Below are 25,886 nucleotides of genomic sequence, written 5' to 3' on the forward strand. Positions count from 1 at the left end.
ATTAACGGGCTAATTTCTTATCTAAGAATGCACATGATTTTGTCAGTGCCTTTTGACATAATCGCAAATAATGCCGTGCCTTAGGGTAATAAAATGAAAAACACATTAAACCCGCAATAAAAAATATCAATGATGGCCCAGGTACTACAGCAAAAAATAATCCCAATAACATACACAGGCTACCTAACAATATTAATAAACATTTTTTCATTTTATAAATCCGAGTAACTAAGCGTTTAAACATGAGTATAAGTAATTTGCTTATTATTACGACAAAAAGAGTGTTACAAACTGTAAAATCTTCAATTTCTATTGCGCTTTAGCATGATATAATCGAGCAAATGCCTTAATTTATCACCGTCATGATAGCAACAATAAGCCAACAAGATGCCGCGACCGAATTAGTCGCAAGTTACCTAAAAACAATAACTAAACAAGGATTTACTGGCGATACTGATGCAAGTTACGGCACCCGTCTAATAGCATCAACCGATAACAGTATTTACCAGCAATTACCTCAAGGGGTCATTTTTCCAAAAAACGAAAAAGACATCCAAATTGCCCTACAAACAGCTGCTCACGATCCGTTTTTATCGTTAACATTTGGCCCGCGAGGCGGTGGTACAGGAACGAATGGTCAGTCTTTAACACCTGGAATTGTTGTTGATTTATCACGTTATATGCGTGAAATTCTAGAAATCAATGCTGAAGAAGGCTGGGTACGTGTACAAACCGGCGTTATCAAAGATCAACTTAATGATTTTTTACGCCCTTATGGCTTCTTTTTTGCCCCTGACTTATCAACCAGTAACCGAGCAACCATAGGTGGTATGGTTAATACCGATGCGTCTGGTCAAGGTTCATTGGTATATGGTAAAACCAGCGACCATGTTTTAGGGCTTACCACTTTCTTAGTTGATGGTACAAAAATGTGTACCAGCCCAATCGAGATTGAAAAAGCTAAACTGATTGCTGAGCAAGACACCACAATCGGAAAACTGTATTCAACGGTGTTGAATATCTGCTTATCTGATCGCGAAGCAATTTTGGCCAAATTCCCACGTTTAAATCGTTTCTTAACTGGCTATGACCTAGAGCATACGCTAAGTGATGACTTACAAACTTTCGATATGAGCCGTCTGATCACAGGTTCAGAAGGCTCGCTTGGTATAGTTACTGAAGCCCAACTAAACATTACGCCGATTGCTGAATTTAAAACCTTGATCAACATTAAGTATGACAGTTTTGATTCCGCGTTGCGCCACTCACCATTTTTAGTCGAAGCACGGGCAACCTCTGTTGAAACAGTTGATAGTAAAGTGCTCAACCTTGCACGTCAGGATATTGTTTGGCATTCAGTATCGGACTTAATAACCGATGTTGAAAATAAAGACATGCAAGGCCTCAACATGGTTGAGTTTAACGCTGTATCAGTCGACGACATTAAAGACAAGGTTGATACATTATGTAAGTTACTCGATGATTGCGTAACACAACAAAAAAATGGTGTTATAGGCTATCAACTTACCAGCGATAAAGCAGACATTCTTAAGATTTATGGAATGCGGAAAAAATCAGTTGGCTTATTAGGTAATGTAAAAGGGACTCAAAAACCGCTTGCATTTGCTGAAGATACTGCAGTTCCCCCAGAAAACCTCGCTGATTTTATAGTTGAATTTAGAGCTTTACTCGATAGCCATAATTTACAATATGGTATGTTTGGTCATGTTGATGCTGGCGTATTACACGTACGACCTGCACTGGATATGTGCGATCCAGAACAAGAAAAATTGCTACGAGTGATCTCCGACGCTGTTGTAAAACTTACAGCTAAATACGGTGGCTTGATGTGGGGTGAGCATGGCAAAGGCTATCGTAGTGAATACGGGCCTGAATTTTTTGGAGAACATTTATTCAATCAATTACGCCGGATTAAAGCAGCGTTTGATCCAAACAATCGTATTAACCCAGGTAAAATATGCACTCCTATTGACAGTGAAGACTCACTAGTCAGTGTTGACGATCAAAAGCGAGCTTGGTTTGATAGGCAAATTTCAGTCGATGTTAAAACCAGTTTTAACAATGCCATGACATGTAATGGAAACGGAATTTGCTTTAACTATGACGAAAAATCCCCCATGTGTCCGTCGTATAAAGTTACCGGGGATCGCCGTTATTCTCCAAAAGGACGCGCAAGTTTAATGCGTGAATGGCTACGGTTACAACAAACTAAAGACATCGACTTATTAGAAGTTGAAAAAGAGCTTAATAAAGGTGAAGTGATCACTTGGTGGGAACGATATCAACACAGTCGTGATAAGAAAAAAGGCGTTTACGATTTTTCCCATGAAGTAAAAGAGTCGATGGATGAATGTTTAGCGTGTAAAGCTTGTACCACTGCCTGTCCTATAAAAGTAGATGTACCTACATTTAGGTCTCGCTTTTTAAACTACTACCATAGTTATTATGCTCGCCCGCTGAAAGATTACTTAGTGGGTAATATTGAAAACAGCGCGCCAATTATGGCTCGCTTTTCACGCGTAATTAATCCAATTGTAAAAACTAAACTTGCTAGTTCGTTGATCAAAAAAACGGTGGGTTATGTAGATACACCGTTACTCAGTACCCCGTCACTTAAACAGCGTATTAAAAAACAACACCAGTTTAATTTTGCACAATTGCAGTCACTAAGTGCAGAACAGCAAAGTGACTATGTATTGATTGTTCAAGATCCATTTACAAGTTTTTATGAAGCAGAATTGGTCGAGAGTTTTATAAAAATTATTTCGGCGCTAGGCAAAAAACCCATCCTATTGCCATTTTTACCGAACGGGAAACCACAACACGTAAAAGGATTTTTGCATGAGTTTAAAATTACCGCTAAAAATGCCGCAGCATTTTTAAATTCATTGTCAGAAATAAATGCGCCATTGGTTGGTTTAGATGCATCTTTAGTGATGTGTTACCGTGATGAATACAATTCTATTTTAGAAGATGAACGCGGAAATTTTGAAGTCCTACTTGCTCATGAATGGTTAGCGACACAATCATTTAAACCGCTAGCAAACAAAGTAACTAGTGACACATCGTTTACTTTGTTAAGTCACTGTACTGAAACAACGGCATTGCCAAAAGCTGCAAATGTTTGGCAAACTATTTTTTCTGATTTAGGTTTAACACTTAATACTACGGCAACAGGTTGTTGTGGTATGGCCGGCACATATGGCCACGAAGCTCAAAACCAAAATAACTCCCGCGCTTTATACGAAATGAGCTGGCAGGGTGTAGTTGAAAAAAGTTCGCCAGAACAATTATTGGTAACTGGTTTTTCTTGTCGTAGTCAGGTAAAACGTTACGAAAAATTTAAACCGAAACATCCAATTGAATTGCTAGCAGCAAAGCTTACCTAACTTTTCACTTACTAGAAAAACGGCGAACTACTCAAGTAGCTCGCCGTTTTATTTTATCTGTAAAAAGTAATTTTAAATTTATTTTCTTTTTGAAAAACTATCAGCAATCGGTTTAGTCGTCATGCCATGAATAAATACACTTAATAAAATGGTGGTCATCGCAATCGTAGCTATTTGGTATTTATTTTCAATAGCCGTATCAATAACCATCAAGGTAAAAACGATTGAGGCTAAACCTCGTGGGCCAAACCATGCAAACGTTAATCGCTCTTTAAATTTCAAGTTGGTAAATTGTAGCGATAACATAACCGGAATGATTCTGATCAGCGTGGTACTTAAAAGTGCAAACACAATCACGGTCCAGCTTATATTTGGTAACACTAAATAACTGCAAACAAACCCAAACAAACACCAAATAAGTAAACCTGTAAAATCTGCAATGTGTTCGCTATCTTCAACGAGCTTTTCCCTCAATGGTTGCGCTGTATATTTATCAAAAATTAATCCGGCAACAAAAACTGCAATAAAACCGCTACTGTGAAAACTCTGGGCAATTGAAAATATAGTCATTGCCATACCAACAACTAGAAATGGACTCGTATTGTTTGAAAAATAATGCCGCTTCATTGCAAATTTTATTAATGGAATAATTACCGCCATAGCTAGCACTGCAATAATAAGTGCAATACCGAGTTCTCGGGCAAAAACCAGCGCGGTATCAGCCAAAGAAAATGTAGACGTTGGCTCTTGCGCTAATAACATCAGCACTAAAAAAATCGGCACGCAAAGCCCATCATTCAAACCACTTTCAGTATTTATACCCTCACGAATTTTTTCTGGTACTGCGCTGCTATTGAGTAAGCCTTTACTTAATGCCGCATCTGTTGGCGTTAAAATAATTGCCACTAAGGCAGCTTGCAACAAAGTTAATTGGGTAAACATTAAACTAGCAATAACAATGCCTGCCATTAATGTCAGCGGTAAGGCAACGAAAAGTAATAAACTAGGATACTGAAAACTATGTTTTAACACAGATAGTTTAGTTTTCGCTGCATCCGTGAATAAAAAAATGCTCAAGGTTAACTCAATCAGTGGCAACAAATGATCCATATCACTTTTTAAATAAGCAGTTTCATTAGGCAATAAAAAAGCAATTGCGCCACCTATAACAACAAAAAACATCGGGCCGGTAATTTCAACGCGTTCAAGTTGTCGCATTGAAAGTGAGTAAATTAAAAAAGCTAAGCCAACGCAGGCCAATATACTGTATTGCATTTAAATTTTCCTTTTGAGTCCTGACTTTGCACGTTCCTTTATATTAGTTTGAATATAAATTTGATCGGTGGTCGCAATTTTTGCATGACCTAAATCTTCTGATAAATGTTTAAGTGGGCGTGTTTGTGCATCATGAGTTGCTCCCGTATGACGAAGCCAATGTGCAGTGGCAGCTTCAAGTTGTTCAGCATCATCTTTAAAACCATCATCAAGTAAAGATTGTTTTGCTAAATCAAAACTTTGTTGCACTAGGCGGCGAATTTGTCGAACGGTCATGCCGCCTTGTCCACGAATTTTATGCACTAATGGTTCGGCCTCATCAACACGGGGGAGGGCGGGCAACCCTCGGTATAATCTATAACGTTTTAAATAAGTTACAAAATCATCACTTAACGTTACATCCCGTAATTTATTACCTTTTCCCATTATGCGTAAAAACCAAAAACCATCATTGTCTTGCCAAAAATGTGACATAACTGGTGACCACTGAGGTCGCTCTGATAATTCAGAAATGCGTAAATAAAGACCTTTTAAACAAGCTAACGTGAATAAATTTCTTTCTAAATCAGGTTGATGCTCACATTTATCACGCGTTACCCCAAATACATATTCCCATTGAATATCGCTTAAAGTATCCGGTATTTTAATCTGCGATTGCACCACTAAGTACGGGCTATTCTTTTTTACAACAGGAACAAAGTTAGCAAACGTTTTTTCTTCTAAAATGGCAAATTTATAAAACACATTTAATGCGGTAAACATAGCAGCTAATGTTTGTTGACTGGCAATGGATTCTTTAAGCATAAAAGGGCGCCAGTTTTCGTTTAATCGACGAATACCTTGCTCATCTTTATAACGCCATTGTACTGATGTCATCGTCCATTGTTTATCTGGCTCAACCATAAAATCAACATAAGCTTCGATATCTTCACGCTTTAGTTCAAATACTGACTTTTGTGCAATTAACCAAGACCATAAATAAAAGCGCTCAAGCTCATTGCGAAAACGATTAAACGTCGCCTCTGATTTACGGCCATAAACATAAAGAAATTGGTACAAAAAAACTAATTCTTGCTTTGATTCAGCGACAGTCAAGCCAACTTGCTGTATAAAGGTGGCAAGTTCTGGGTATTCTGATTGCAGTGTATCATCTTCAAGATGAGCAATTTGATACCGTAATTGTTTTAATGTATCGACCAAAGCTACAAGCATATTTGAGTTATTTCTAATAAAATAAGATAGTTATAGTCTATATTTAAAGTCCGATACTGTCTAGTATTGGACTTAACGCAGTTGCAAATTAGCCTAACTCAAAAGATAACTTTGGTTGTTTAAGGAAAGCATATGAAAAAGTTAATAATATTAAGTCTAGCCGCACTAACATTAGTGCTATCGGGTTGTGCTACAACGGGCAGCGCTTCACCAACTGAAAAACGTAACTTAGTGCAAAACATGCGTGCTGATACACTAAGTAAATTATATAAAGAAAAACCTGATGTTAAACAACAAATTGCTAATGCAGCCGGTTATGCAGTCTTTGATAATGCCAATGTAAATGTGGTACTGGCAAGTTTTGGTGGTGGCTATGGGGTTGTAAAAAATAACCTAACGGGAAAATCTACATATATGAATATGGGTGAAGCCGGTTTAGGCCTTGGTTTAGGTGTTAAAGATTTTAATGTTGTTATGGTTTTTCATAATCAAGCCGCGCTAAATCGTTTTATCGAGCACGGTTGGGCTTTTGGCGGTAACGCAGACGCAGCCGCAAAATACCAAGATACCGGCGGTGCAATCACTGCTGAGGCTATCGCCGATCAAGTTACTGTTTATTCATTAACCGAAAATGGCCTTGCATTACAAGCTGTATTAAAAGGCACTAAATTTTGGGTAGATTCTGAGCTAAATTAAGCTTTTAAAACCCCTCTAAAAGTGGGCTAGTTTGTATAACTACGCCCACTTTAATTTACTTTAATCTATTTAACATAACGTAATTTATGGGTTGTTAACTATCAGCTATCAGCTATCAGCTATCAGCTATCAGCTATCAGCTATCAGCTATCAGCTATCAGCTATCAGCTATCAGCTCAAAATAACTTACAGCTTAAATTTTTCAATTAGTTCTAATTCAAACTTTCTTATCACTATACTTTTATCAAACCAGTCCACTAAAGTAAATTTCAATAATTTATATCGACTATTAACTCCTACTCGCCCGTGGGCAGATTGTAAAATTTCCTATCACGACCATATAATGACTCACATTGGGGGAAGTTAAACCATCTGATGGTCAGCGAGGAAATCTGAAACCATGTACAAAATACTTAAGGAGCAAAATAAAACACAAGATGTATATTTTTCAAATCTACAAAGTCAATTACTTGAAATTGTTACTGAAATAGCTATGAGAACTAAAACAAATTAATAAAAAAGAGCCTTAAAAAGGCTCTTGTAATCTCTATTATTTCTTAATGAGATCTTGCTGTAGTTTCTTACGAATTTGCCTCTTTAACAATATGCCTTCCCGATAGTAAGCACATTTAAATGCAAGAGTTATAATTAACGTAAGAAAACTCATGTAGTCAAACATGGCATCTCCTAATTTATCTATTAAAGTAGAAGCTCGCATATTTGACAATCCAACCTAAAAATAATACAATCCAAATGTCACTAAGGTTTGCTATTATTTTGGCGATCTATCTTATAAAACGAACTTCGTTTTGAAATTACGAGCTTTTAGCTCGTTTTTTTTTGTCTATAAAAACTCCTTTACTAAACCAACGAGATTAATTATAACCCCAAGCAAATATTAATACAAATGGCAAGAATATTTAAAAATAACACTATACTTTTTAGTTATATCAAACTAAATTTAGCCATCTAAAATCTCAACCTATTGATAAGTAATCGTTAATTTTTTAACGACTTTATGTTTGATAAAATTACATTCCATAATTTTATTAGTTACCCACAGCCAACTAACAAAATAAATTGTGAAAATTAATTTTTTTCATGTTCATATCGTATGATATCTATTATTGACTGAAGAAAAATATAAGGCTATAGCGAATGACAATATTTGTGAGAAATCTCTCGTAATTTACTAAAAATGGATATGATTGGTTAAATAAAAAGAATATGCAATGCAAAACTGTCAAAGCTGATAGCGAAGTCAAACTATTAATAAAAAAGGTCTTTTCGCCCTTTTCTTTAATATTACGTACCATGAGTTATCCGTTGATAGCCATCAGATCAATCAGCTATAAAAAATAACTTACTGATTAAAATTATCAATTATTTTTAATTCAAAATTACCTGTGGTTATATTTTTATCAAACGCGTCAGCTAACCTTTCTGTTTCACTAAATACTGTGCGCCAGTATTTAATTCGGGTGTCGGCGTCGAGATCAGTGAAGTCGGTTCTGTCGGGGATTTTGCCGTAAGGTAATCCGGCTATAAATTTTTGAGACGGGGTGATCATTACCACGTTGTCGTAATTTTCAGGGGCGACGTTGCGTTTTAAACTTTTATCAAACCACCCTGCTTTTGGTGTTGAATTAAAATGTGGGTATAAAATTAACCCAGGGTTGTTAATTTTTAAATCAAAATGGTAGTCAATTATACCGCCGTCGCGGTACATACCTGGGGGTGACCCTGCTATATTTTTTATACCTTGCATCACTAATGGAATTGAACCCGATGCGAGTAATGCATCTTTTAAATTATCGTTCGTTAAATCTAGTTGTGTGGTTTTAAATTTATAACTGTCTTCAATGGCTAAGTCGCTATTTGGTGCTTGATAAATAAAGCGCTCATATTGCTTGGTCAAAAATCGGCGGTGCACTCGATTACTTAAATAGCTTTTGGTTAACCCCAGTAACTGTAATGCTTTTTTCTCACTGGCTACCAAACCATTTGATTTTGCTACAATAAAATGTGATTTAAACACTGGGTTATTAATTATTTCAGCAACGCCATTATCACCAAAAACATCTTCAAGTAATACCCGTGCTTTTAATGTAATTTCTGCTGGTGTTGGTTTATTGGTCGCGTAACGAGTTTCACTGTAGGATTTTGCTAACCGTGTAATAGCTGCCACAGGATCATTTTGTGAAAAGCATGCCGCGCGAAACGCCCCAGCTGATGAGCCAATTAAGTTTAATTGCTGCGTTCTACCTTTAAAAAACTCACCAAAAAGGTATTTATCTAATCCAAATAAGGTGAACCATTTTGGCCCACCACTTGCGCCTAAAAATGATGTAAAAAGCTCAGGCTTTAAGCCTTGCTCGTTTATTATTTTTGCAGCCGTTTTACCGGCGTGTATTTCAATCATCAAATATCTTAATCTACTTAACGTTCAAACTGCATAAGTATTCAGTTTGAACGTTTTTAAAAATGAGTTAATGCCAAATACCTTTTTCTGTTTTTCCCTGAATTTTAACCTTGTTTGCATCAAATTCGGGCTCGGTATTTTCTGCTCTTTGCTTATTATAATCCGCAGTCACAGCGAGTATTGTTGGCGTTAAGGTGATGATAGCAATAACATTAACCACCGTCATTAACCCTAACGCAATATCGGCTAAATCCCACACTTCTTTTAGTGTGGCCGATGCGCCCCACATCATCATTGATAAGTATAAGAGTGTATAAATGCCGCGCCCGATTTTATTATCGAGCTTAAATAAATGCAGGTTACTCTCGGCGTAGGCATAATTTGCCACCACAGAAGTAAACGCAAATAAGGTAATCGCCGCTACAACAAAGTATACTCCGCCTTGTGCTAAGTGCGCAGTCATGGCTTCTTGAGTTAACCGAATGCCTTCCATTTCGCCACTGATATCAACATCAGCTAATAATATGATCACCGCGGTACAACTACACAGTACGATGGTGTCAAAAAACACCCCCAACATTTGAATGTAGCCCTGAGTAACGGGATGGTTTGGGATTGGAGTCGCGCAAGCAGAAGCGTGAGGCACACTCCCCGCACCGGCTTCGTTTGAATACAACCCTCGTTGAATACCGTTTTTAATTGCTGCGCCCATTGCGCCGGCACCTGCTTCTTGCAAACCAAATGCTGATAAAAAGATATCTTTAAGCATCGCAGGTACTTGGGTGAAGTTTATTAGGGTGATGATCACCGCAGCTAATACAAATATAATGCCCATGATGGGCACAACGCGCTCTGCAAAACGGGCGATTGCTTTAAAGCCCCCGAGTATAATTGACCCAGCAAGAATGGTAATAACAATACCAGAATAAAAGGTTGGAATTTCAAACGCGTAATTAAGTGCATCGGTTATGGTATTTGTTTGCATTGCACTGAAGGTAAAACCGTAACCTAAAAATAAACACAAAGCGAATGCGATGGCGAGAGTTTTGCTGCCTATACCTTGTTGAATATAGTAAGCAGGCCCGCCTCTAAATTCGCCATTACTATCACGCACTTTGTATACTTGACCCAGTACGCTTTCGGCAAAACCCGTGGCCATCCCTAAAATAGCAATCATCCACATCCAAAATATCGCGCCACTGCCACCCAATGATATCGCAACAGCAACACCGGCTAAATTACCCGTGCCTACTCGCGCGCTTAGACCAGTGCACAAAGCTTGAAATGAACTAATATCGTTTTTATCGCATTTGCTGCTTGTGCGTAATAACGAAAACATGTGCTTAAATTTTAAGATTTGAATAAGCTTTAAACGCACTGAAAACCAGATACCCGTAAACAATAAAATATAAATGAGTATTTGCCCTTCGCCCCACAGTAAGTTGTTAATTGTGCCTACAATCAAATCAAACATGCTTTCCCTTTATAGTTTTTATAAAACAACTTCAGAATATTAATTCTTTATTTAAGAATATTTAATTACAATCACTTTATCTTTATCGTATAAATTAGCAAGCACTTATTGGCTGCTGCTACTTTAAAAAAGAATGTTTACAACCCACTACTATTAGCTACATCATAGTGAGTATTGCTTATATTAATATCATGTTTATGAATAGTTTATCTGTTAGATACTACACCCGCACAATTCAAAGCCACCAGCATGACTATCATCAGCTTGTACTGCCCTTGTACGGCTATATTGAAATTGAAGTAGCTAATGTTGCAGCTCGCGTAGGTGTGGGGCAATGTATCGTGATCAAAAAAAAGCAACTGCATGCATTTAAGTCTGATGAGAACGCGCGGTTTATCGTCGCTGATCTAGATAACTTACCAACTAATCTACTAACGATGCCATCTCCTTGCTTTACCATTGATGACAAATTAATGAGTTACTTAAACTTCATTGATAAACAATTACATAGCAAAGCAGCTGATGATGAGAGTCATTTAGCATTTGAGCTTTTTTTACTATTACTTAGTCAACAAACTGCTGGCAACTACATCGATCCTCGTATTAATAATGTGCTGTTATTGTTAAAAAATAATTTAGCTAATAACTATACTCTGGTTGATATGGCAGATACCGCCTGTTTGAGTGTTACTCAGTTTAAAACGGTTTTTAAACAATGCCTACATACAAGTCCTGTTAGATATTTAACTCGTTTACGAATGGAGCACGCAAGATCACTGCTGTGTAACTCTGACTTACCTATTGCGATTATTGGCCAACGGGTCGGTTATGAAGATCCATCGGCTTTTAGCCGTGCATTCAGCCTTTATTATAAACAAACACCGCGGGAGTTAAAAAGGCACCTTTAAGCCAACTAAACCGACTTTATAGCACATTAATTTACTGAGCAATTGCTAAACTCAATCCATCAAATTTTAACTATGAGTTTTATATGTCGACCAGTTTAGGGATATTAGCAATTATTTTGTGGGGTGCATTAGCGCTGTTGGGCAATTTAACAAAGTCTATACCGGCTTTTCAGTTACTGTTTATGTGTTTTTTTATCTCTTTTTTATTGTTATTCATAAAACGAGTGCTCAGTAAGCAAGCTTTATTCACTGCACCAACACTTAGTTTAACGCAAACTGTGATCGGCATTACAGGGTTATTTGGTTTTCATTTTTGCTATTTTATGGCTTTGAAATACGCTCCTCTCATAGAAGTTAGCCTAATCGTTTATTTGTGGCCGCTGCTACTAGGCGTATTTGTGGCTAAAGCTGCAAATAAGTTAAATGCAATTTTAGGTGGGTTACTTGGATTCATAGGTATCGCTTTTTTAATTTCAGACGGCAGTGGCTTTTCTATCAGTACACAGTATTGGCTAGGTTATTTTTTTGCTGCAAGTTGTGCTCTGCTTTGGTCTAGCTATTCATTTATGATGTCTGGGTTTGAAAATCACGTTGATGACATAGGTTGGCTTTCACTTTATGTTGCAGCACTTGCCTTTTTAGCACATATTTATTTTGAAACTACGGTCATCAGTTTTACTGTTAATGAATTACTTGGCATTGTCTTGCTCGGCTTAGGACCTGTAGGTGGCGCATTTTATTTGTGGGATAGTGCATTAAAACGAGGTAATAAAACATTATTGGCTTCGTTAAGCTTTTTAACGCCGCTGCTCTCTACCATTATATTGGTTTTAGCTAAACAGATTAGTTTTTCCTGGTCGGTTGTATTTGCCTTAGCTTTTGTATTAGTCGGCGCGGCTATTAGTAATGTTAAACCCGCAAGTAATAAAAACAGCGAGCCCATATAGACTCGCTGTAATTTTAAAGTGCTGTTAGTTTATAACAGGATGATTAACCGTAGTATTTGTCAGCTTGCTGATATTGCTCAGTTAAATAACAATTACCCGCCGCTAGGCCTAATTTGTAGTCATTACGTAAATCCGCATCAGTACTGCCAAGTAACTTACTATGCAATTTGCTGCCAGCAAAAATCTGTATTACTTCGAGATCTTCAGGCGGGTTTTCCATAAAGTTTAATTCGTCTAAGTAAGCCTGCTCATGCTGTAGTAGATAATCGAGTGATTTAGGGCAGTAACCTGATGCGCAAACAAAGGTTTTCAGTTTATTTACCCAAGCTGATTGTATTGGCAAACTGGCATCAACGGTACGAATAACAACTATCTTGCGCGCACCGCGATTATAAGCCTCTCTTACAGGCAATGGCGCAGCAAGCCCCCCATCCAAAAAGAAGTCATCATCAGCTAACGAACATGTTTCGCAGTCTAACGCTTCATTTGCAGCTGTTTTATCAAACCAAGGGGTTAATCTAACACCTTGCTTATATAAAAACGGTAACGCGCTTGACGCTTTTAGTAACTCACGCCACTGCTGCGCCTCACCTGTTGGAGTTAAGAAATATGGTTTTCTATCGCGTGCGTTTGTGGCTGTGATCAACAACTCTCTTTGACCTAAGCTAGATTTAGCTGTTTTAAAATCAAGGGCACGGTTAAACTCGGTGGTTTTATCAAAATACCAATCTAAATCAACAATGCTTTTTCCAAGTAGACCACGGCCAAGTTGAAAAAACCGTTTATGCCGTGATAAACCTCTAATGAGGCGTTTAGCGTAGCCTTTTTGACGCGCTAAAAAACTCGTTAAGTTTTGTGAACCGGCGGAGGTACCAATAAACAGATCAAAGGGGTCGTAATTGTGCTCAAGCCACGCATCAAGCACACCAGCTGTAAATATGCCACGCTGCCCACCCCCTTCTGCGATCAATGCTGTTTTATTGAACGTGTTTGAGATTGTAGCGTCTTGAGGTTTCACTGTCGGCCTTCCTTTGATTAATTTTGCTGGTTTATACCTTTATTTTAATGAGTTTTATATAAACGTTAAAATTGATTATATAAATTGAATTGATTAATAAAACAGAACGGAAATCAGGATGATCACCGTACTGTCTAGTGAGATCAAGCATAACAATAATTAAATGTATGCCTGCTTAATTTAGTCTTGGTTAATTTAACTATTTTTTAGGTCTGATAAGATTTCAAGTGCGCGATGTCTATCTTTACTTTCATATAAGTCATTAGTAAAAATAAACTCATCAACACCAAGCTCTTTGGCTATCATCTTTAATTTATGAGCAACAGTCACAGGGCCGCCCACCACCGACAAACCTAAAAAGCTTTCAACCTGTGCTTGCTCTTGCGTGTTCCAAAGCCCATCCATCGTTTTTACAGGCGGTGTTAACCATAATGGATCACCTCTTAATAAAGCTAAAATACGTTGTTTTGAGGTGGTTGATAAGAATGCGGCATGCTCGTCGGTATCGGCTGCAACAACAGGTAACCCCAACATGACATAGGGCTTATCAAGAACATTTGATGGTTGAAACTCACGACGATATAACGCAATAGCATCATAAACAAAGCGTGGAGCAAAGTGCCCTGCAAACGCATAAGGCAGGCCTTTTTTAGCCGCTAATTGGGCGCTGTATAAACTAGAGCCGAGCAACCAAATGGGCACATTAGTGTTTTCGCCAGGTATTGCGCGTACTGGGGATACACCATCACTTGGGCCTAGTAATGATTGCAGTTCAGTAACTTCATCAGCAAAATTTTCAGCTCTGCGCTCATCACGCCTAAGTGCTCGGCTGGTTATGTGGTCGCTGCCAGGGGCACGGCCTAACCCTAAATCAATACGACCCGGGTATAAACTTTCAAGCGTACCAAATTGTTCCGCAACGATAAGTGGTGGGTGATTCGGTAACATTACGCCACCTGCTCCAACACGAATGTTTTGTGTTTGACCCGCAATATGACCAATTAATACCGATGTTGCAGCACACACAATACCCGGCATATTGTGATGCTCAGCCATCCAAAAGCGATTAAAACCCAGTTCATCCGCTCTTTGTGCATACGCAACACTGTTGGCAAGTGTACTTGAAACTGTCGAACCTTGTTGCATCGGGCTTAGTTCAAGTAACGAAAACGGGATTGCTGCGAGCTTAGGCATGCTTACTCCTACCAGAGTTTGATTAAATTCATTAAATCGTACCTCAGTAATGGGTCCTGATTATCAAAATTCAACTTACTTTAAGTGCTTTGGATCTGGTGTGCGTAATTGCATTACTAATGGATGTTGTAGGTTTCGCATTTCACGTAACACAAGTTGTGCTACCTCTCTTGCCCCTAATTCATTAAAATGAGTATCATCTTTAACACCAATAGGGTAATTAGGGTGCAGCCCTGCATCTAAATGCATAAAGCGCAAGCGTGAGTTCAATTCTCCCATCGCTTGAAAGTGCTGCTGTGTTACTCGTTCCATATCAATAAAGTCAACCCCAGTTTCACGGGCGACATCTCTGACAATATCAGCATAGATAGGGTGCGTATCTTTGATTTTCCCCTCGTCATCAAAATAACGACGTGTTACCGGAGTCATCAATAATGGGAATGCCTGCTTAGCTCGCACATCAGCTATGAAGTTGCTCAAATTATGCTTGTATTGTTCTGGAGACGTGTAGCGATCTATTTTATGCTTAGACTGATCATTATGACCAAATTGAATAATAACATAATCACCTTTATTGAGTTCTCTGATAATACCGACCCATAACCCTTCACTAATAAAAGTACGCGTACTGCGGCCATTTTTAGCACGATTTTTAATTTCAATATTATCATTAAAAAATATACTAAATGGCATCCCCCACCCTGTTTCAGGGTAATCTTTGATCTCTTTAATTGACATGGTTGAATCCCCTGCCATAAAAAGTTGTATTTTATTGGTTGCTGCCATGTTCGAAAAACTCATGATAAAAAGTATAACTGCTATTAATTTACCCATTCTACTCACTCTATCTTGTTTAAATAAATCAGTTTTAGCTAGGCTGAAATTATTTTTTACGCGTAAATAAAAAATATTTTCAGTAAAGACTTACGTAAATTAAAACATAACACCAACTGCCACCGGTGGCAAATGATAAGTAAAATCATAGTGCTAAATTAAATTTTCGTAATTGGTGATACCGTTTTTCGGTAACATAAATGTAAATAAACAATGAAAAATGTAATTTTTTGCGTTTGACAATCAGTAAAATAAGCTATAGGTTGCTACTTGTGCCACCGGTAGCAAATTGATGTATTAGCTTTATTAACACCAAAGGTTATTACATTTCCTATTTATAATTATAGGCTTATGCATAAGTGGCAAAATAAAAACAAAAGCACAAATCAACAGCATAATATTACGTATGTAATAAAAAGGAACACACAATGAAGACTGCAAGTAAATTCGCGCTAAAGCCATTAAACTACCTCATAAGTGCCTTACTGTTAGGATCCACCTCTTATGCAATGGCAGCAGATGAACAGCCGCAAAATACCACCAAAGCAGACAGTGATATCGAACTCATTCAAGTCACTGGATTTAGATCATCATTAAATAAATCATTAGCAACTAAACGCTTTGAAGTGAATACCACTGAATCTATTGCTGCTGAAGATATAGGTAAGTTTCCAGATCTTAACATTGCAGAATCGTTACAACGGATCCCTGGGGTTGCGATTTCGCGTGAAGGCGGCGAAGGCCGTCAGATCACGTTACGTGGATTAGGCCCGGCATTTACCCGTACCACACTCAACGGTATGGAAGTCCCAGCAAGTACAGACGGAACCGATTCAGGGGGGGGTGTAAATGGAGGCCGCGCTTTTGACTTTAATATATTTGCATCAGAGCTATTTAATCGTGTTGATATTCAAAAAACCCCTACCGCAGCTACAGAAGAAGGCGGTATCGCAGGTACGGTAGATATGTATTCTGCACGCCCTTTTGATTCAACAGGATTTCATGTTGCTGCATCAGCACAAGCCGGTTACAACGACTTAACAGAAGAAGTAGACCCACGCATGGTGTTTATGATCAGTAATACATTTGCTGATGATACGTTTGGTGTTTTATTCTCAGTTGCTAAATCTGAGCGCACAGTGCGCCAAGAAGGTTTTGGTACAGTGCGTTGGACAACGCCGGTTCTAGATGGTGGTGGCATTTATGCTGATACTTCTAATACTGAAGTTATAGGCGCGACAAATACTGGAAACTGTGAGTTCGAAGGACAAACGGTTGATGCCGTAAACTGTTTATATACCCCACGTCTTCCGCGTCCTGACTTTTTTGGTAATGAACAAGACCGTTTAGGTTTTACAGGTTCATTACAGTATGCACCAAATGACGATCTTGTGATTACCCTTGATACGCTGCACAGCACACTCGATAATGACCGTACTATGTACAACTTTTTTGAGATGTTTAGAAATACTTTCAGCGAGATCACTCCTGAGTCAATTACCGTGGCAGAAAACGGCAAGCAGATCCAAGCTGCAACTTTTAATGGTGTAAAATCTCGCGTTGAAAGTCGCCAGCAAATTTCAAAAACAGAATTTAAACAATATGTGTTATCAGGAAAGTACCATTTATCTGATTACCTAACGTTAGATGCCATGGTGGGTACAGCTGAATCCGATGCTCGCTCTGAGCAGTATCGTTATAATATGACCAATAACACACCTCATAGAGTGTCAATGGACTTTGGCACCACTAATAATACAGCGACTATGGATTATGACTATGACACATTAGATGCCAGCTCATTTGATTTAGCCGATGGCCGCTTAAGAGCAACCGATGTATTAAGAGAAAATGATACTGCAAAAATTGATTTATCTTATGAGCTAGACAGTATGAATATACAAGGTGGTATTGCTTATAATGATAGAACCGTCAGCTATGATGAGTCGCAAATTAATGGTTTTCCTGATCAAGATTCTGCTGTTGGGTATTCCCATATGATCCCATACGATGATTTTGGTACTGGCTATGATGGGAGTTTATCACCTTTTTTAGTTGCTGATTTTGATGCCATCAACTCACAGCTGTTGGTTAAAGAGTGGGTACCGCGCAGTGCACAGAGTTGGAAAGTAGAAGAAGAAACCATGGCTGCCTATATCGAGACAAATTTTGAATATGAAATTTCCGATATGTTACTTCGTACCAACGCAGGTGTGCGCTATGTTAAAACTGAAACAACCTCTACAGGGTTTATTCAAACAGACCCCGTTTCAATTGAGAATAGCTATGACAACGTGTTACCGGTATTAAACTTAGCACTTGATGCAACTGACGATGTTATTGTAAGGCTTGGTTTGTCTAAAACAATGACACGTCCGAGCTTAAGTTCATTAAACCCGGGTAACCCATCATTTTCTTATCTAAATGGTACTGTTAGTGCAGGTAACCCATTTTTAGACCCATTCACCTCGACCAATACTGACTTTGGTGTTGAATGGTATTTTGAAGAAGAGTCGTTACTTGCAGCAACCGTGTTTTATAAAGACATAGGCTCGTTCATCACCAGTGATACTGAAGAAAAGTTAGTTGATCCTGCCTACTTACCTTTTATTGATAACGATCCACAATATGACCCATCAAGTGCACTCGATCCACGTACAACGCCATACACACACTATGTACCTGTTAATGGTGAAGGCACTGTAATAAAAGGGATAGAGCTGATTTATCAACAACCTTTCACATTCTTACCTGGCTTCTTACAAAATACAGGCTTAGTTTCAAACTATACCTATGTTTCTGCAGGTGAAATTACTGGCTTGTCAGAAAATTCATATAACTTTACCTTGTACTATGAAGTAGAAGATTACGGTATACGTGCATCAATGAATAAACGTGACAACTATATTACTGATTATACAGGTAATAATGGGAATGCAGAGGAAGCCACCACAGGGCCGACTCATTTCGACCTTTCAGCATTTTATAACATCACTGAAAATGTAACTGTGACATTAGAAGGTATTAATCTGACCGATGAATATGAGCGCCTTTATACTACAGGTGATGGTACGTTAGATTTACCTCGCGAATATAACCACACAGGAAGACAGTTCTTCTTAGGTATACGCTATAACCTATAAGTAGTGTTTGTCTGTGGTCATTTACACAACCATAGACATTCAACATACTCGTTTGTATACCCATTTTGTAGCAAGCTTGCCAGCCCAATTTGGCAAGCTTGTTACGCTTCTCTACAATGGCCATTTTAATATTATTGAAAGTGACATTTCCCCCCCCCCTTCTAATGAACCTTAATAAATCAATATATTTACTGTTATTTTTTGAGCAGCACAAAAGAAGCACCTTGTGTGAATGAACTGTTAACGATGTAATTTATAGTTTGACAACTAATGAAATTGGTTATACCTTTAATTGCCACCGGTGGCAGAGGAATAATTAACTAAACACACGATCGCTTTCCTGTGTGTGATTAGTGACTTAGGTACGAGTTACAGAAAAGATAAGCAATCTAATAATGATCATTAACACTGTTGCTTGTGTTAATTTAATAACAATGACTCTTGATGGACCCAATATGACAACCAGCACACATAATTTTCAATTAAATAAGCTCATGTCTTGTTTACTCTTAAGTGGCGCAATAACGTGCGGACAAAGCTTTGCTGCACAAGAGAATAATGAAATAACAGACACTGATATTGAAGTAATACAAGTTAAGGGCTATAGAAGTTCAATTAATGCCGCATTAAATTCAAAACGTTTTGCCGTAGGTTCCAAAGAAACCATTATTGCTGAAGATATTGGTAAATTCCCTGATCTCAATGTCGCTGATTCTCTCGCCCGTGTGCCTGGTATTTCAATTGAAGAGGATGCTGGTGAAGGTCGCCAGATCACTGTACGAGGTTTAGGTGCTCGTTATGTAAAAACAACTATTAATGGCATGGAGTCAGCTTCTGCTGGCGCAGCGACAGATGGCGCTGGCGGCTCTAATACATCTCGTGCTTTTGACTATAATGTATTTGCATCTGAGTTATTCACACAAATCGATATTAATAAAACCTCATCAGCAGAGCTAGAAGATGGCGGCATAGCAGGTAATGTAAACTTACAAACGGCACGCCCTTTTCAATATGACGGCTTTAAGGGCGCATATAGCGTAAATGGTCGCTACAATGAAATATCTGAAGATTTAGCCCCTCGAGCATCGTTTATGCTTAGCAATAACTGGGATAACACTTTTGGTGCTTTATTTTCTGTGGCTTATTCTGGCGGTACAGTGCAAAGTGAAGGCCCGACCACGGTACGTTGGACTGTTAACAATCCAAACTATTCAGCAGATGGCTTACCGGTTAATCAAGCAGGTGGAACTAATTATCTAACCGCCAGCCCAAAAACTATTCTAATGGAAAATGGTAATTACACTGACGATAACTTGGATGGCTTGTATTTACCACGCATTCCACGTTACTCAGTGTTTTCTAAAGATCAAAAACGTTTAGGTGCAACAGCGGCTTTTCAATACGCCCCCACAGATAATTTATCGCTGAACTTAGATATTTTACATGCCGATTTAGATACGACAATGGAAGAATATCAATATTCGGTGTTATTACGCGATCAAAAAAATATTGTCCCTGAAAACATTTATACTGATGAAAGTAATACCATCGTTGCAGGCTCTTTTTCTAACGCTGTGATCCGCTCAGAAGCCCGTGAAGACAAATCAGAATCACAGTTTGATCAAATTACTTTAACCGGTGACTGGTTTATTAATGATCAATTAAGCCTCAGCTTTTTAGCTGGTAAAGGAAGGTCAAACCTCGACATTCCCTACACACGCACTTTTGCATTAGACAGTGAAGGATCAACGGTGGCTTATAGTTATGATGGTAATATTGATCCATTAATGCTCATCAATAATACTGGTGGAGTTGCCATAGGTAATGGCAGTATGACGACAAATACCCCCTCCTTCGCTTTTGCTGCGGGACAACAACCGGGCGGCACTTACACTCAAGCGCAAATTCAACAACAAATGCTTGATGCTAATAACTATACAATGGGCCTAACACGTAACCGAGCACAAACTATCGAAAGTGAAAATAGCTCGTTTAAAGTTGATTTAGCCTATGAGTTTAACTCTGAGCTTACACTTAAGTTTGGTGTCGGTAAGCGCGCATTTATTACTGAGCAACATGACTTTAGAAATGCATGGAAACAGCTTGATAAAGAAACCAATAAAACCAGCGGTAAAAGTGCCGAAACACAAGTTGTTGATCTAGATCCGGCGCTTATCAATGGGAGTTTATTTGCAACGAATTTAGATCAATTGGGAGTCTCTTTTGGTAATAACGTTGATATCCCAAGTACTTCAACATTAGTAACAAGTACGTGGTTAACACCTGATTATAGCGCTGCGATAAATGCCTTTGGCAATGCCTCTTTCTTTGAGGCAAAAGAAGAATATAAACGGGCCTATTATATAAAAGAAGAAGTAACCTCTGCCTATGTACAACTTGATTTTATCAATGACGTGTTTGATCGTGAACTTCGCGGTAATATTGGCGTTCGCTATATTGATAACAAAAATACCAGCAAAATTGTTAATTTAGATCATATTTATAAAGATGGCTACACTGCAGGCTTTGGTGATGGTGCTAATTATGCTAATGGTTATGGTTGGCGCACAACAGTGAGTAAAGGTGATGATTTTTTACCCTCGTTGAACTTAGCGTATGACTTAACAGAAGCGTTAATTGCCCGCTTTAGTTATTCACATGCCATAACACGCCCTAAGTTATCTGATTTAAGTTCAGCAATTAGTGTTAATGTCCCCGATGCAGAAGACCCCAGTGCAGAAATAAAAATGGGTGCAGGCCCGACGCTAGAACCTTATAAATCCAAACAATATGATGCAGGTTTAGAATGGTATTTTGATGAAGAGTCATTACTGGCTGCCTCTATTTTTATTAAGGATATTTCTGGCTTAACAAAAGCGTCTTCAGATCAAGTACTCACCCAAGCACAACTTGATGAATTAGGCATCGATATTGGTTCGCAAGATCCAAGTACAATAACTTGGCAAGTAACTCAGCTTACCAATACTCCTCCTGAAAATATGTGGGGAGCAGAGTTTATTTACCAACAACCTTTTAGTTTTTTGCCTGAGCCATTTAATAACCTTGGATTACAAGCAAACTATACCTACATAGATTACACGCGAGACATTGAAGACCCATTCTATGGCACGCAACTTAATTTGGTTGAAGAAGAAACATCAAAAAACACGTATAACTTAACACTTTACTATGAAGTAGATAAATGGTCTGCACGCTTCTCTTATAATTACAGAGGTGAATACAATAAGCAGTACCTCAGTGAATACGCTGATGAGTCAACATTTGTTCGTGGTTACGATGCTAAAGCCAAACTTAACTTTTCAAGCCGCTATAACATTAGTGAAAACTTAAGCATTAACTTTGAAGCTGTAAATTTAACTGATGCCTCACAAGATCAATGGAATGATATTTACACTAAACGCCCTTATGAAAACTTGTCAACGGGCCGTCAGTTTATTTTCGGTTTAAGAGGCTCGTTCTAGTACTTTGTTTTTTCAATACTCTCCCCTCATAATCGGTGGTTTTTATCACCGATTATTTTCGCAAATACGCCTTCGTCACTTAAAAAATAACCATTAAAAATTTCAAAAACCACATTGCCACCGGTGGCATTAACTGTTATTGTTTAGCTCTATAATAAAACCTCTCATTGATTTAGAGAGTAATAATTCAGCAGGAACTTTTATGAACAATCAACGCAGGTACTTTTTAAAAGCATTAGCCTCAAGTACTTTACTAACTGCAACCTTAGTTGGCTGTAAATCAGCACCATTATTAACGGCCTTTGATGCACCAATCAGTGCAGATGATTGGCAATTAGCTGAAGATATAAAAGCCGCGATTATTATTCCTAGCTTTGCAAATAAGGTATTTAATATTAAAGACTTTGGTGCTAAAGAAAATGGTCAATTCGATTGTACACATGCAATTAAAAGCGCCATTGAAACCTGCCACGCACAAGGAGGTGGTCAGGTATATATCCCAGATGGCCGCTATTTCACAGGCGCTATTCATTTACTTTCAAACGTTAATCTACACTTAGCAGATAATGCCATACTTAGTTTCAGTACAGATCCTAAACATTACCTACCAGAAGTATTTACGCGCTGGGAAGGCCTTGAAATGATGGGGTATTCACCACTTATTTATGCCTATGAACAAGAAAACATCGCCATCACGGGTAAAGGCACATTACAAGGCAATGGCGATAATCAAACTTGGTGGCCTTGGAAAGGGCCACATAAAGAAGGCCATTGGGATTTAATTAAAGATGAGCAAGGCAATGTGCTTCATCAACGCCAAGCTCGAGATTTGCTAATGGCTGATGCTGAAGCTGGGGTACCTGTTCGTGAACGCATTTACAGTACCGGTGCTTATTTACGCCCTCCTTTTATACAGCCTTATAAATGTAAAAACATTTTAATTGAAGGAGTGACAATCAAAAACTCACCGTTTTGGTTAGTTAACCCCGTTTTATGCCAAAGTGTTACCGTTGATAACGTGAACTTTTCAAGCCATGGACCTAATTCTGATGGTTGCGATCCAGAAAGCTGCGATCTGGTACACATTAAAAATTGTGTATTTGATACAGGCGATGATTGCATCGCAATTAAATCTGGCCGTAATGCCGATGGCCGTCGTGTAGCTGTTGCCTCCCAAAATATTGTTATTGAAAACTGTCATATGAAAGAAGGTCATGGTGGTGTTGTTATTGGTAGTGAAATATCAGGCGGTGTGAACAATGTCTTTGTACAAAACTGTACGATGGATAGTCCCCATCTTGAACGTGCTATTCGCATCAAAACTAATTCAGTTCGCGGTGGTTTAATTGAACATATTCGCATTCGAAATGTTGAAGTTGGTACAGTTAAAAACGCTGTTGTGATCAATTTCTATTATGAAGAAGGTGATGCTGGGCAATTCGATCCAACGGTTCGTGACATTCAAATTGAAAACTTACATTGTAAAAACGTACTGAGTAAAGCGTTTTATCTTAATGGCTTTGAACGTGCGCCCATAAGCGATATTCATTTCACAAACTGTCACTTTGACCTCGTTGGCGATGATTCTATCGTAGCACATGTGAATAATATGAGCTTAACCAATGTCACTTTGAACAAACAGCCGTTAACTATGGCTCAACTAAACAAATAATTGTTAATTAGGATTTTCAATAGGATAAAGTATGACGGCATTTTCAACATTATTAGGCACGCAACCCATACTGCCTATTATTCAAGCAAATAGTACAGAAGAAGGTGTAGCAATCGCTACTGCAATGCACAAAGCAGGCATTCATTTAGTTGAAGTAGTGCTTCGTACTCCCGCATCTCTTGATGCGTTAATTGCGATTAAAAAAGCACTACCAGAATTATGTGTTGGTGCAGGTACCATCACAGATCCTAGCTTGCTAACAAAAAGTATTATTGCAGGCAGTGACTTTATTGTCACACCTGCAGTATCGCCACGATTATTAGATGCCCTGACGCAATCACCGATCCCTGTAGTACCTGGTGTTTCAAATACCGCTGATATTTTACTTGCTAAAGAATTTGGCTTTACTGAGCAAAAACTATTTCCTGCTTCTTTATGTGGTGGTGAGCAATTCTTAAAAGCGGTGAGCAGTGTATTTGCTGATATTCGCTTTTGCCCAACAGGCGGCATTAATGAGCTAAATTATCAAAGCTACTTAGCGCTCAGTAATGTTATTGCCGTAGGTGGTACCTGGATTGCACAATCACAGTGGGTGCATAATAAACAATTTGAAAAAATAACCCAAGCTTGCCTTCAGGTATTAAATAACCATTAATTCTCATATTGACTGCCGTACATTGCCAGTTTAATTTAGCTTTCGATGCCACCGGTAGCAAGTGATAAGTAGAACAATTAAGGAATCTTCTATGTCCAGCAATATTGAACCTTTAGAATTGCACCCAGATCGTTTATTTTCAAGCGACCCTACCGTAGTTAAAATCGCTAGAAAACTTTATGAATCAATTAAAGACTTACCTATCGTTAGCCCTCATGGTCATACTGATCCACGCTGGTTTAATGAAAACAAAAATTTTGGTAATGCAACAGAACTCTTTATAAAACCTGATCATTATGTGTTTAGAATGCTCTACAGTCAGGGGATCCCAATGACCGACTTAGGTGTACCAGAGCATGGCCTACAAGGGGATATGGCACGCGCTAAAGCAGCAGAGCCGGAAAAGGTCTGGCAAATTTTTGCTGATAACTATCATTTATACGCAGGCACTCCTAGTGGCTATTGGCTAGATGCCGTATTCAGCGATGTATTTGGTTTTACTCAAAAGCTATGTACTGAGAATGCACAAGAGTACTATCAAAAAATCACTGCGGCACTGGCCACCGATGCATTTACACCACACGCATTGATGGACCGTTTTAACATTGAACTGATTGCTACAACCGAAGGTGCTCTTGATCAATTACCTCATCACCGCGCAATTGCCGGTACTGGCATGGCAAAAAGAGTGATCACCACTTTTAGACCCGATGATGTGGTTGATGCAAGCCGTGAGGATTTTATTGAAAATATTGCTAAACTCGGGGACATAACCGGTCAAGATACCAGCACTTGGCAAGGCTATTTAGCAGCTATTCAGTTACGTCGTGATTACTTTCGTATTGAAGGGCGTGCAACAGCAACCGATCATGGCCACCCTACGGCATTAACTGCTGACTTATCTACCGCTGAGTGTGAGGCACTATTTGAAAAATGCCGCACGGGCAATTCGTCAGAGCAAGAACAAGAGTTATTCCGTGGCCAAATGCTCACGGAACTTGCTGGAATGAGTATTAAAGATGGCTTGGTAATGCAAATACACCCTGGAGCACATCGTAATCATAACCAAGCGGTATTCGATCAATTTGGCCGTGATAAAGGGTGTGATATTCCAAGCCAAACTGAATACGTTAATGCGTTAAAACCGCTATTGAGCAAATACGGCAACCACCCTGATCTAAAAATCATCTTATTTACCTTAGATGAAACAACCTACAGCCGAGAACTTGCACCACTTGCAGGACATTATCCTAGCCTTAAATTAGGGCCAGCTTGGTGGTTCCATGACAGCCCAGCAGGTATGCTACGATTTAGACAACAAACAACGGAAACAGCCGGATTTTATAATACCGTTGGGTTTAATGATGATACTCGTGCATTCTTATCAATCCCCGCACGGCATGATGTTGCGCGACGTGTCGATTGTCGCTATTTAGCGGAGCTAGTTGCCAATCATCAGATCAGTGAAACAACAGCCCAGACGCTAGCTTATCAACTAACCTATGGGCTAGTTAAAAAAGCATATAATCTCGATAAATAACAAC

Annotated in this window: 17 protein-coding genes; 9 read left to right on the forward strand and 8 right to left on the reverse strand. The window is 38.6% G+C overall.

Translation table 11 applies throughout. The annotated features are described in order from the left end of the window. Position 1: 1 nt before the first annotated feature. Entirely contained in the window at positions 2-211 is a 210-nt protein-coding gene (locus PHAL_RS23720; protein WP_080571507.1) for a PGPGW domain-containing protein, read from the reverse strand. Between the two features lie 151 nt (positions 212-362). Here PHAL_RS23720 and ydiJ point away from each other — a divergent pair, with 151 nt between their 5' ends. Next, a complete protein-coding gene (gene ydiJ, locus PHAL_RS0101080) occupies positions 363-3,410 on the forward strand; it encodes a D-2-hydroxyglutarate dehydrogenase YdiJ (protein ID WP_016706547.1) in 3,048 nt (1,015 codons plus the stop codon). Positions 3,411-3,488: 78 nt separating this feature from the next. On the opposite strand, the gene PHAL_RS0101085 is transcribed toward ydiJ, so the two are convergent. Together PHAL_RS0101085 and PHAL_RS0101090 are read right to left on the reverse strand one after the other, a co-directional pair. Beyond that, positions 3,489-4,685 (reverse strand): cation:proton antiporter, encoded by a 1,197-nt coding sequence (locus PHAL_RS0101085; RefSeq protein WP_016706548.1) that lies wholly within the window; start codon positions 4,683-4,685, stop codon positions 3,489-3,491. Then, positions 4,686-5,897 (reverse strand): tyrosine-type recombinase/integrase, encoded by a 1,212-nt coding sequence (locus PHAL_RS0101090; RefSeq protein WP_016706549.1) that lies wholly within the window; start codon positions 5,895-5,897, stop codon positions 4,686-4,688. A 132-nt stretch (positions 5,898-6,029) separates the two neighbouring features. Between PHAL_RS0101090 and PHAL_RS0101095 the strand changes: the two genes are divergently transcribed. Next, complete coding sequence (locus PHAL_RS0101095; RefSeq protein ID WP_016706550.1) at positions 6,030-6,593, forward strand: lipid-binding SYLF domain-containing protein; 564 nt, start codon at positions 6,030-6,032, stop codon at positions 6,591-6,593. A 1,363-nt stretch (positions 6,594-7,956) separates the two neighbouring features. Here PHAL_RS0101095 and PHAL_RS0101110 read toward each other — a convergent pair. After that, on the reverse strand, positions 7,957-9,015 hold the full coding sequence (locus PHAL_RS0101110; protein WP_016706553.1) for a patatin-like phospholipase family protein: 1,059 nt from the start codon (positions 9,013-9,015) through the stop codon (positions 7,957-7,959). 67 nt (positions 9,016-9,082) lie between these two features. Continuing rightward, positions 9,083-10,489: an alanine/glycine:cation symporter family protein gene (locus PHAL_RS0101115; protein WP_016706554.1), complete on the reverse strand. Its 1,407-nt coding sequence runs from the start codon at positions 10,487-10,489 to the stop codon at positions 9,083-9,085. Between the two features lie 197 nt (positions 10,490-10,686). Between PHAL_RS0101115 and PHAL_RS0101120 the strand changes: the two genes are divergently transcribed. Both PHAL_RS0101120 and PHAL_RS0101125 read left to right on the forward strand, forming a co-directional pair. Further along, the gene (locus PHAL_RS0101120) at positions 10,687-11,397 is read left to right on the forward strand and encodes a helix-turn-helix domain-containing protein (protein WP_029215965.1); all 711 of its coding nucleotides are present in this window, start codon (positions 10,687-10,689) and stop codon (positions 11,395-11,397) included. Between the two features lie 83 nt (positions 11,398-11,480). Continuing rightward, a complete protein-coding gene (locus PHAL_RS0101125) occupies positions 11,481-12,344 on the forward strand; it encodes a DMT family transporter (RefSeq protein WP_016706556.1) in 864 nt (287 codons plus the stop codon). 43 nt (positions 12,345-12,387) lie between these two features. On the opposite strand, the gene PHAL_RS0101130 is transcribed toward PHAL_RS0101125, so the two are convergent. From PHAL_RS0101130 to PHAL_RS0101140, 3 genes are all read right to left on the reverse strand, one after another. Further along, positions 12,388-13,362 carry a patatin-like phospholipase family protein gene (locus PHAL_RS0101130; RefSeq protein ID WP_016706557.1) on the reverse strand — a complete coding sequence of 325 codons (975 nt, stop codon included), beginning with the start codon at positions 13,360-13,362 and terminating at the stop codon, positions 12,388-12,390. Positions 13,363-13,557: 195 nt separating this feature from the next. Next, on the reverse strand, positions 13,558-14,556 hold the full coding sequence (locus PHAL_RS0101135; protein WP_016706558.1) for an LLM class flavin-dependent oxidoreductase: 999 nt from the start codon (positions 14,554-14,556) through the stop codon (positions 13,558-13,560). A gap of 75 nt (positions 14,557-14,631) precedes the next feature. Next, positions 14,632-15,390 carry a rhamnogalacturonan acetylesterase gene (locus PHAL_RS0101140; protein WP_016706559.1) on the reverse strand — a complete coding sequence of 253 codons (759 nt, stop codon included), beginning with the start codon at positions 15,388-15,390 and terminating at the stop codon, positions 14,632-14,634. A gap of 428 nt (positions 15,391-15,818) precedes the next feature. On the opposite strand from PHAL_RS0101140, the gene PHAL_RS0101145 reads away from it, so the two are divergent. From PHAL_RS0101145 to uxaC, 5 genes are all read left to right on the forward strand, one after another. Beyond that, complete coding sequence (locus PHAL_RS0101145) at positions 15,819-18,533, forward strand: TonB-dependent receptor (protein WP_016706560.1); 2,715 nt, start codon at positions 15,819-15,821, stop codon at positions 18,531-18,533. Between the two features lie 455 nt (positions 18,534-18,988). Continuing rightward, entirely contained in the window at positions 18,989-22,015 is a 3,027-nt protein-coding gene (locus PHAL_RS0101150) for a TonB-dependent receptor (protein WP_029215966.1), read from the forward strand. Positions 22,016-22,217: 202 nt separating this feature from the next. After that, positions 22,218-23,687, forward strand: a complete 1,470-nt coding sequence (locus PHAL_RS0101155) for a glycoside hydrolase family 28 protein (RefSeq protein WP_016706562.1) — start codon at positions 22,218-22,220, stop codon at positions 23,685-23,687. A 31-nt stretch (positions 23,688-23,718) separates the two neighbouring features. Then, positions 23,719-24,342, forward strand: a complete 624-nt coding sequence (gene eda / locus PHAL_RS0101160) for a bifunctional 4-hydroxy-2-oxoglutarate aldolase/2-dehydro-3-deoxy-phosphogluconate aldolase (RefSeq protein WP_016706563.1) — start codon at positions 23,719-23,721, stop codon at positions 24,340-24,342. Positions 24,343-24,433: 91 nt separating this feature from the next. After that, positions 24,434-25,882, forward strand: coding sequence for a glucuronate isomerase (gene uxaC / locus PHAL_RS0101165; RefSeq protein ID WP_016706564.1), 1,449 nt, complete (start codon positions 24,434-24,436; stop codon positions 25,880-25,882). The last annotated feature ends 4 nt before the right edge of the window (positions 25,883-25,886 follow it).

It is taken from the genome of Pseudoalteromonas haloplanktis ATCC 14393 (assembly GCF_000238355.1).
GTDB classification, from domain to species: domain Bacteria; phylum Pseudomonadota; class Gammaproteobacteria; order Enterobacterales; family Alteromonadaceae; genus Pseudoalteromonas; species Pseudoalteromonas haloplanktis.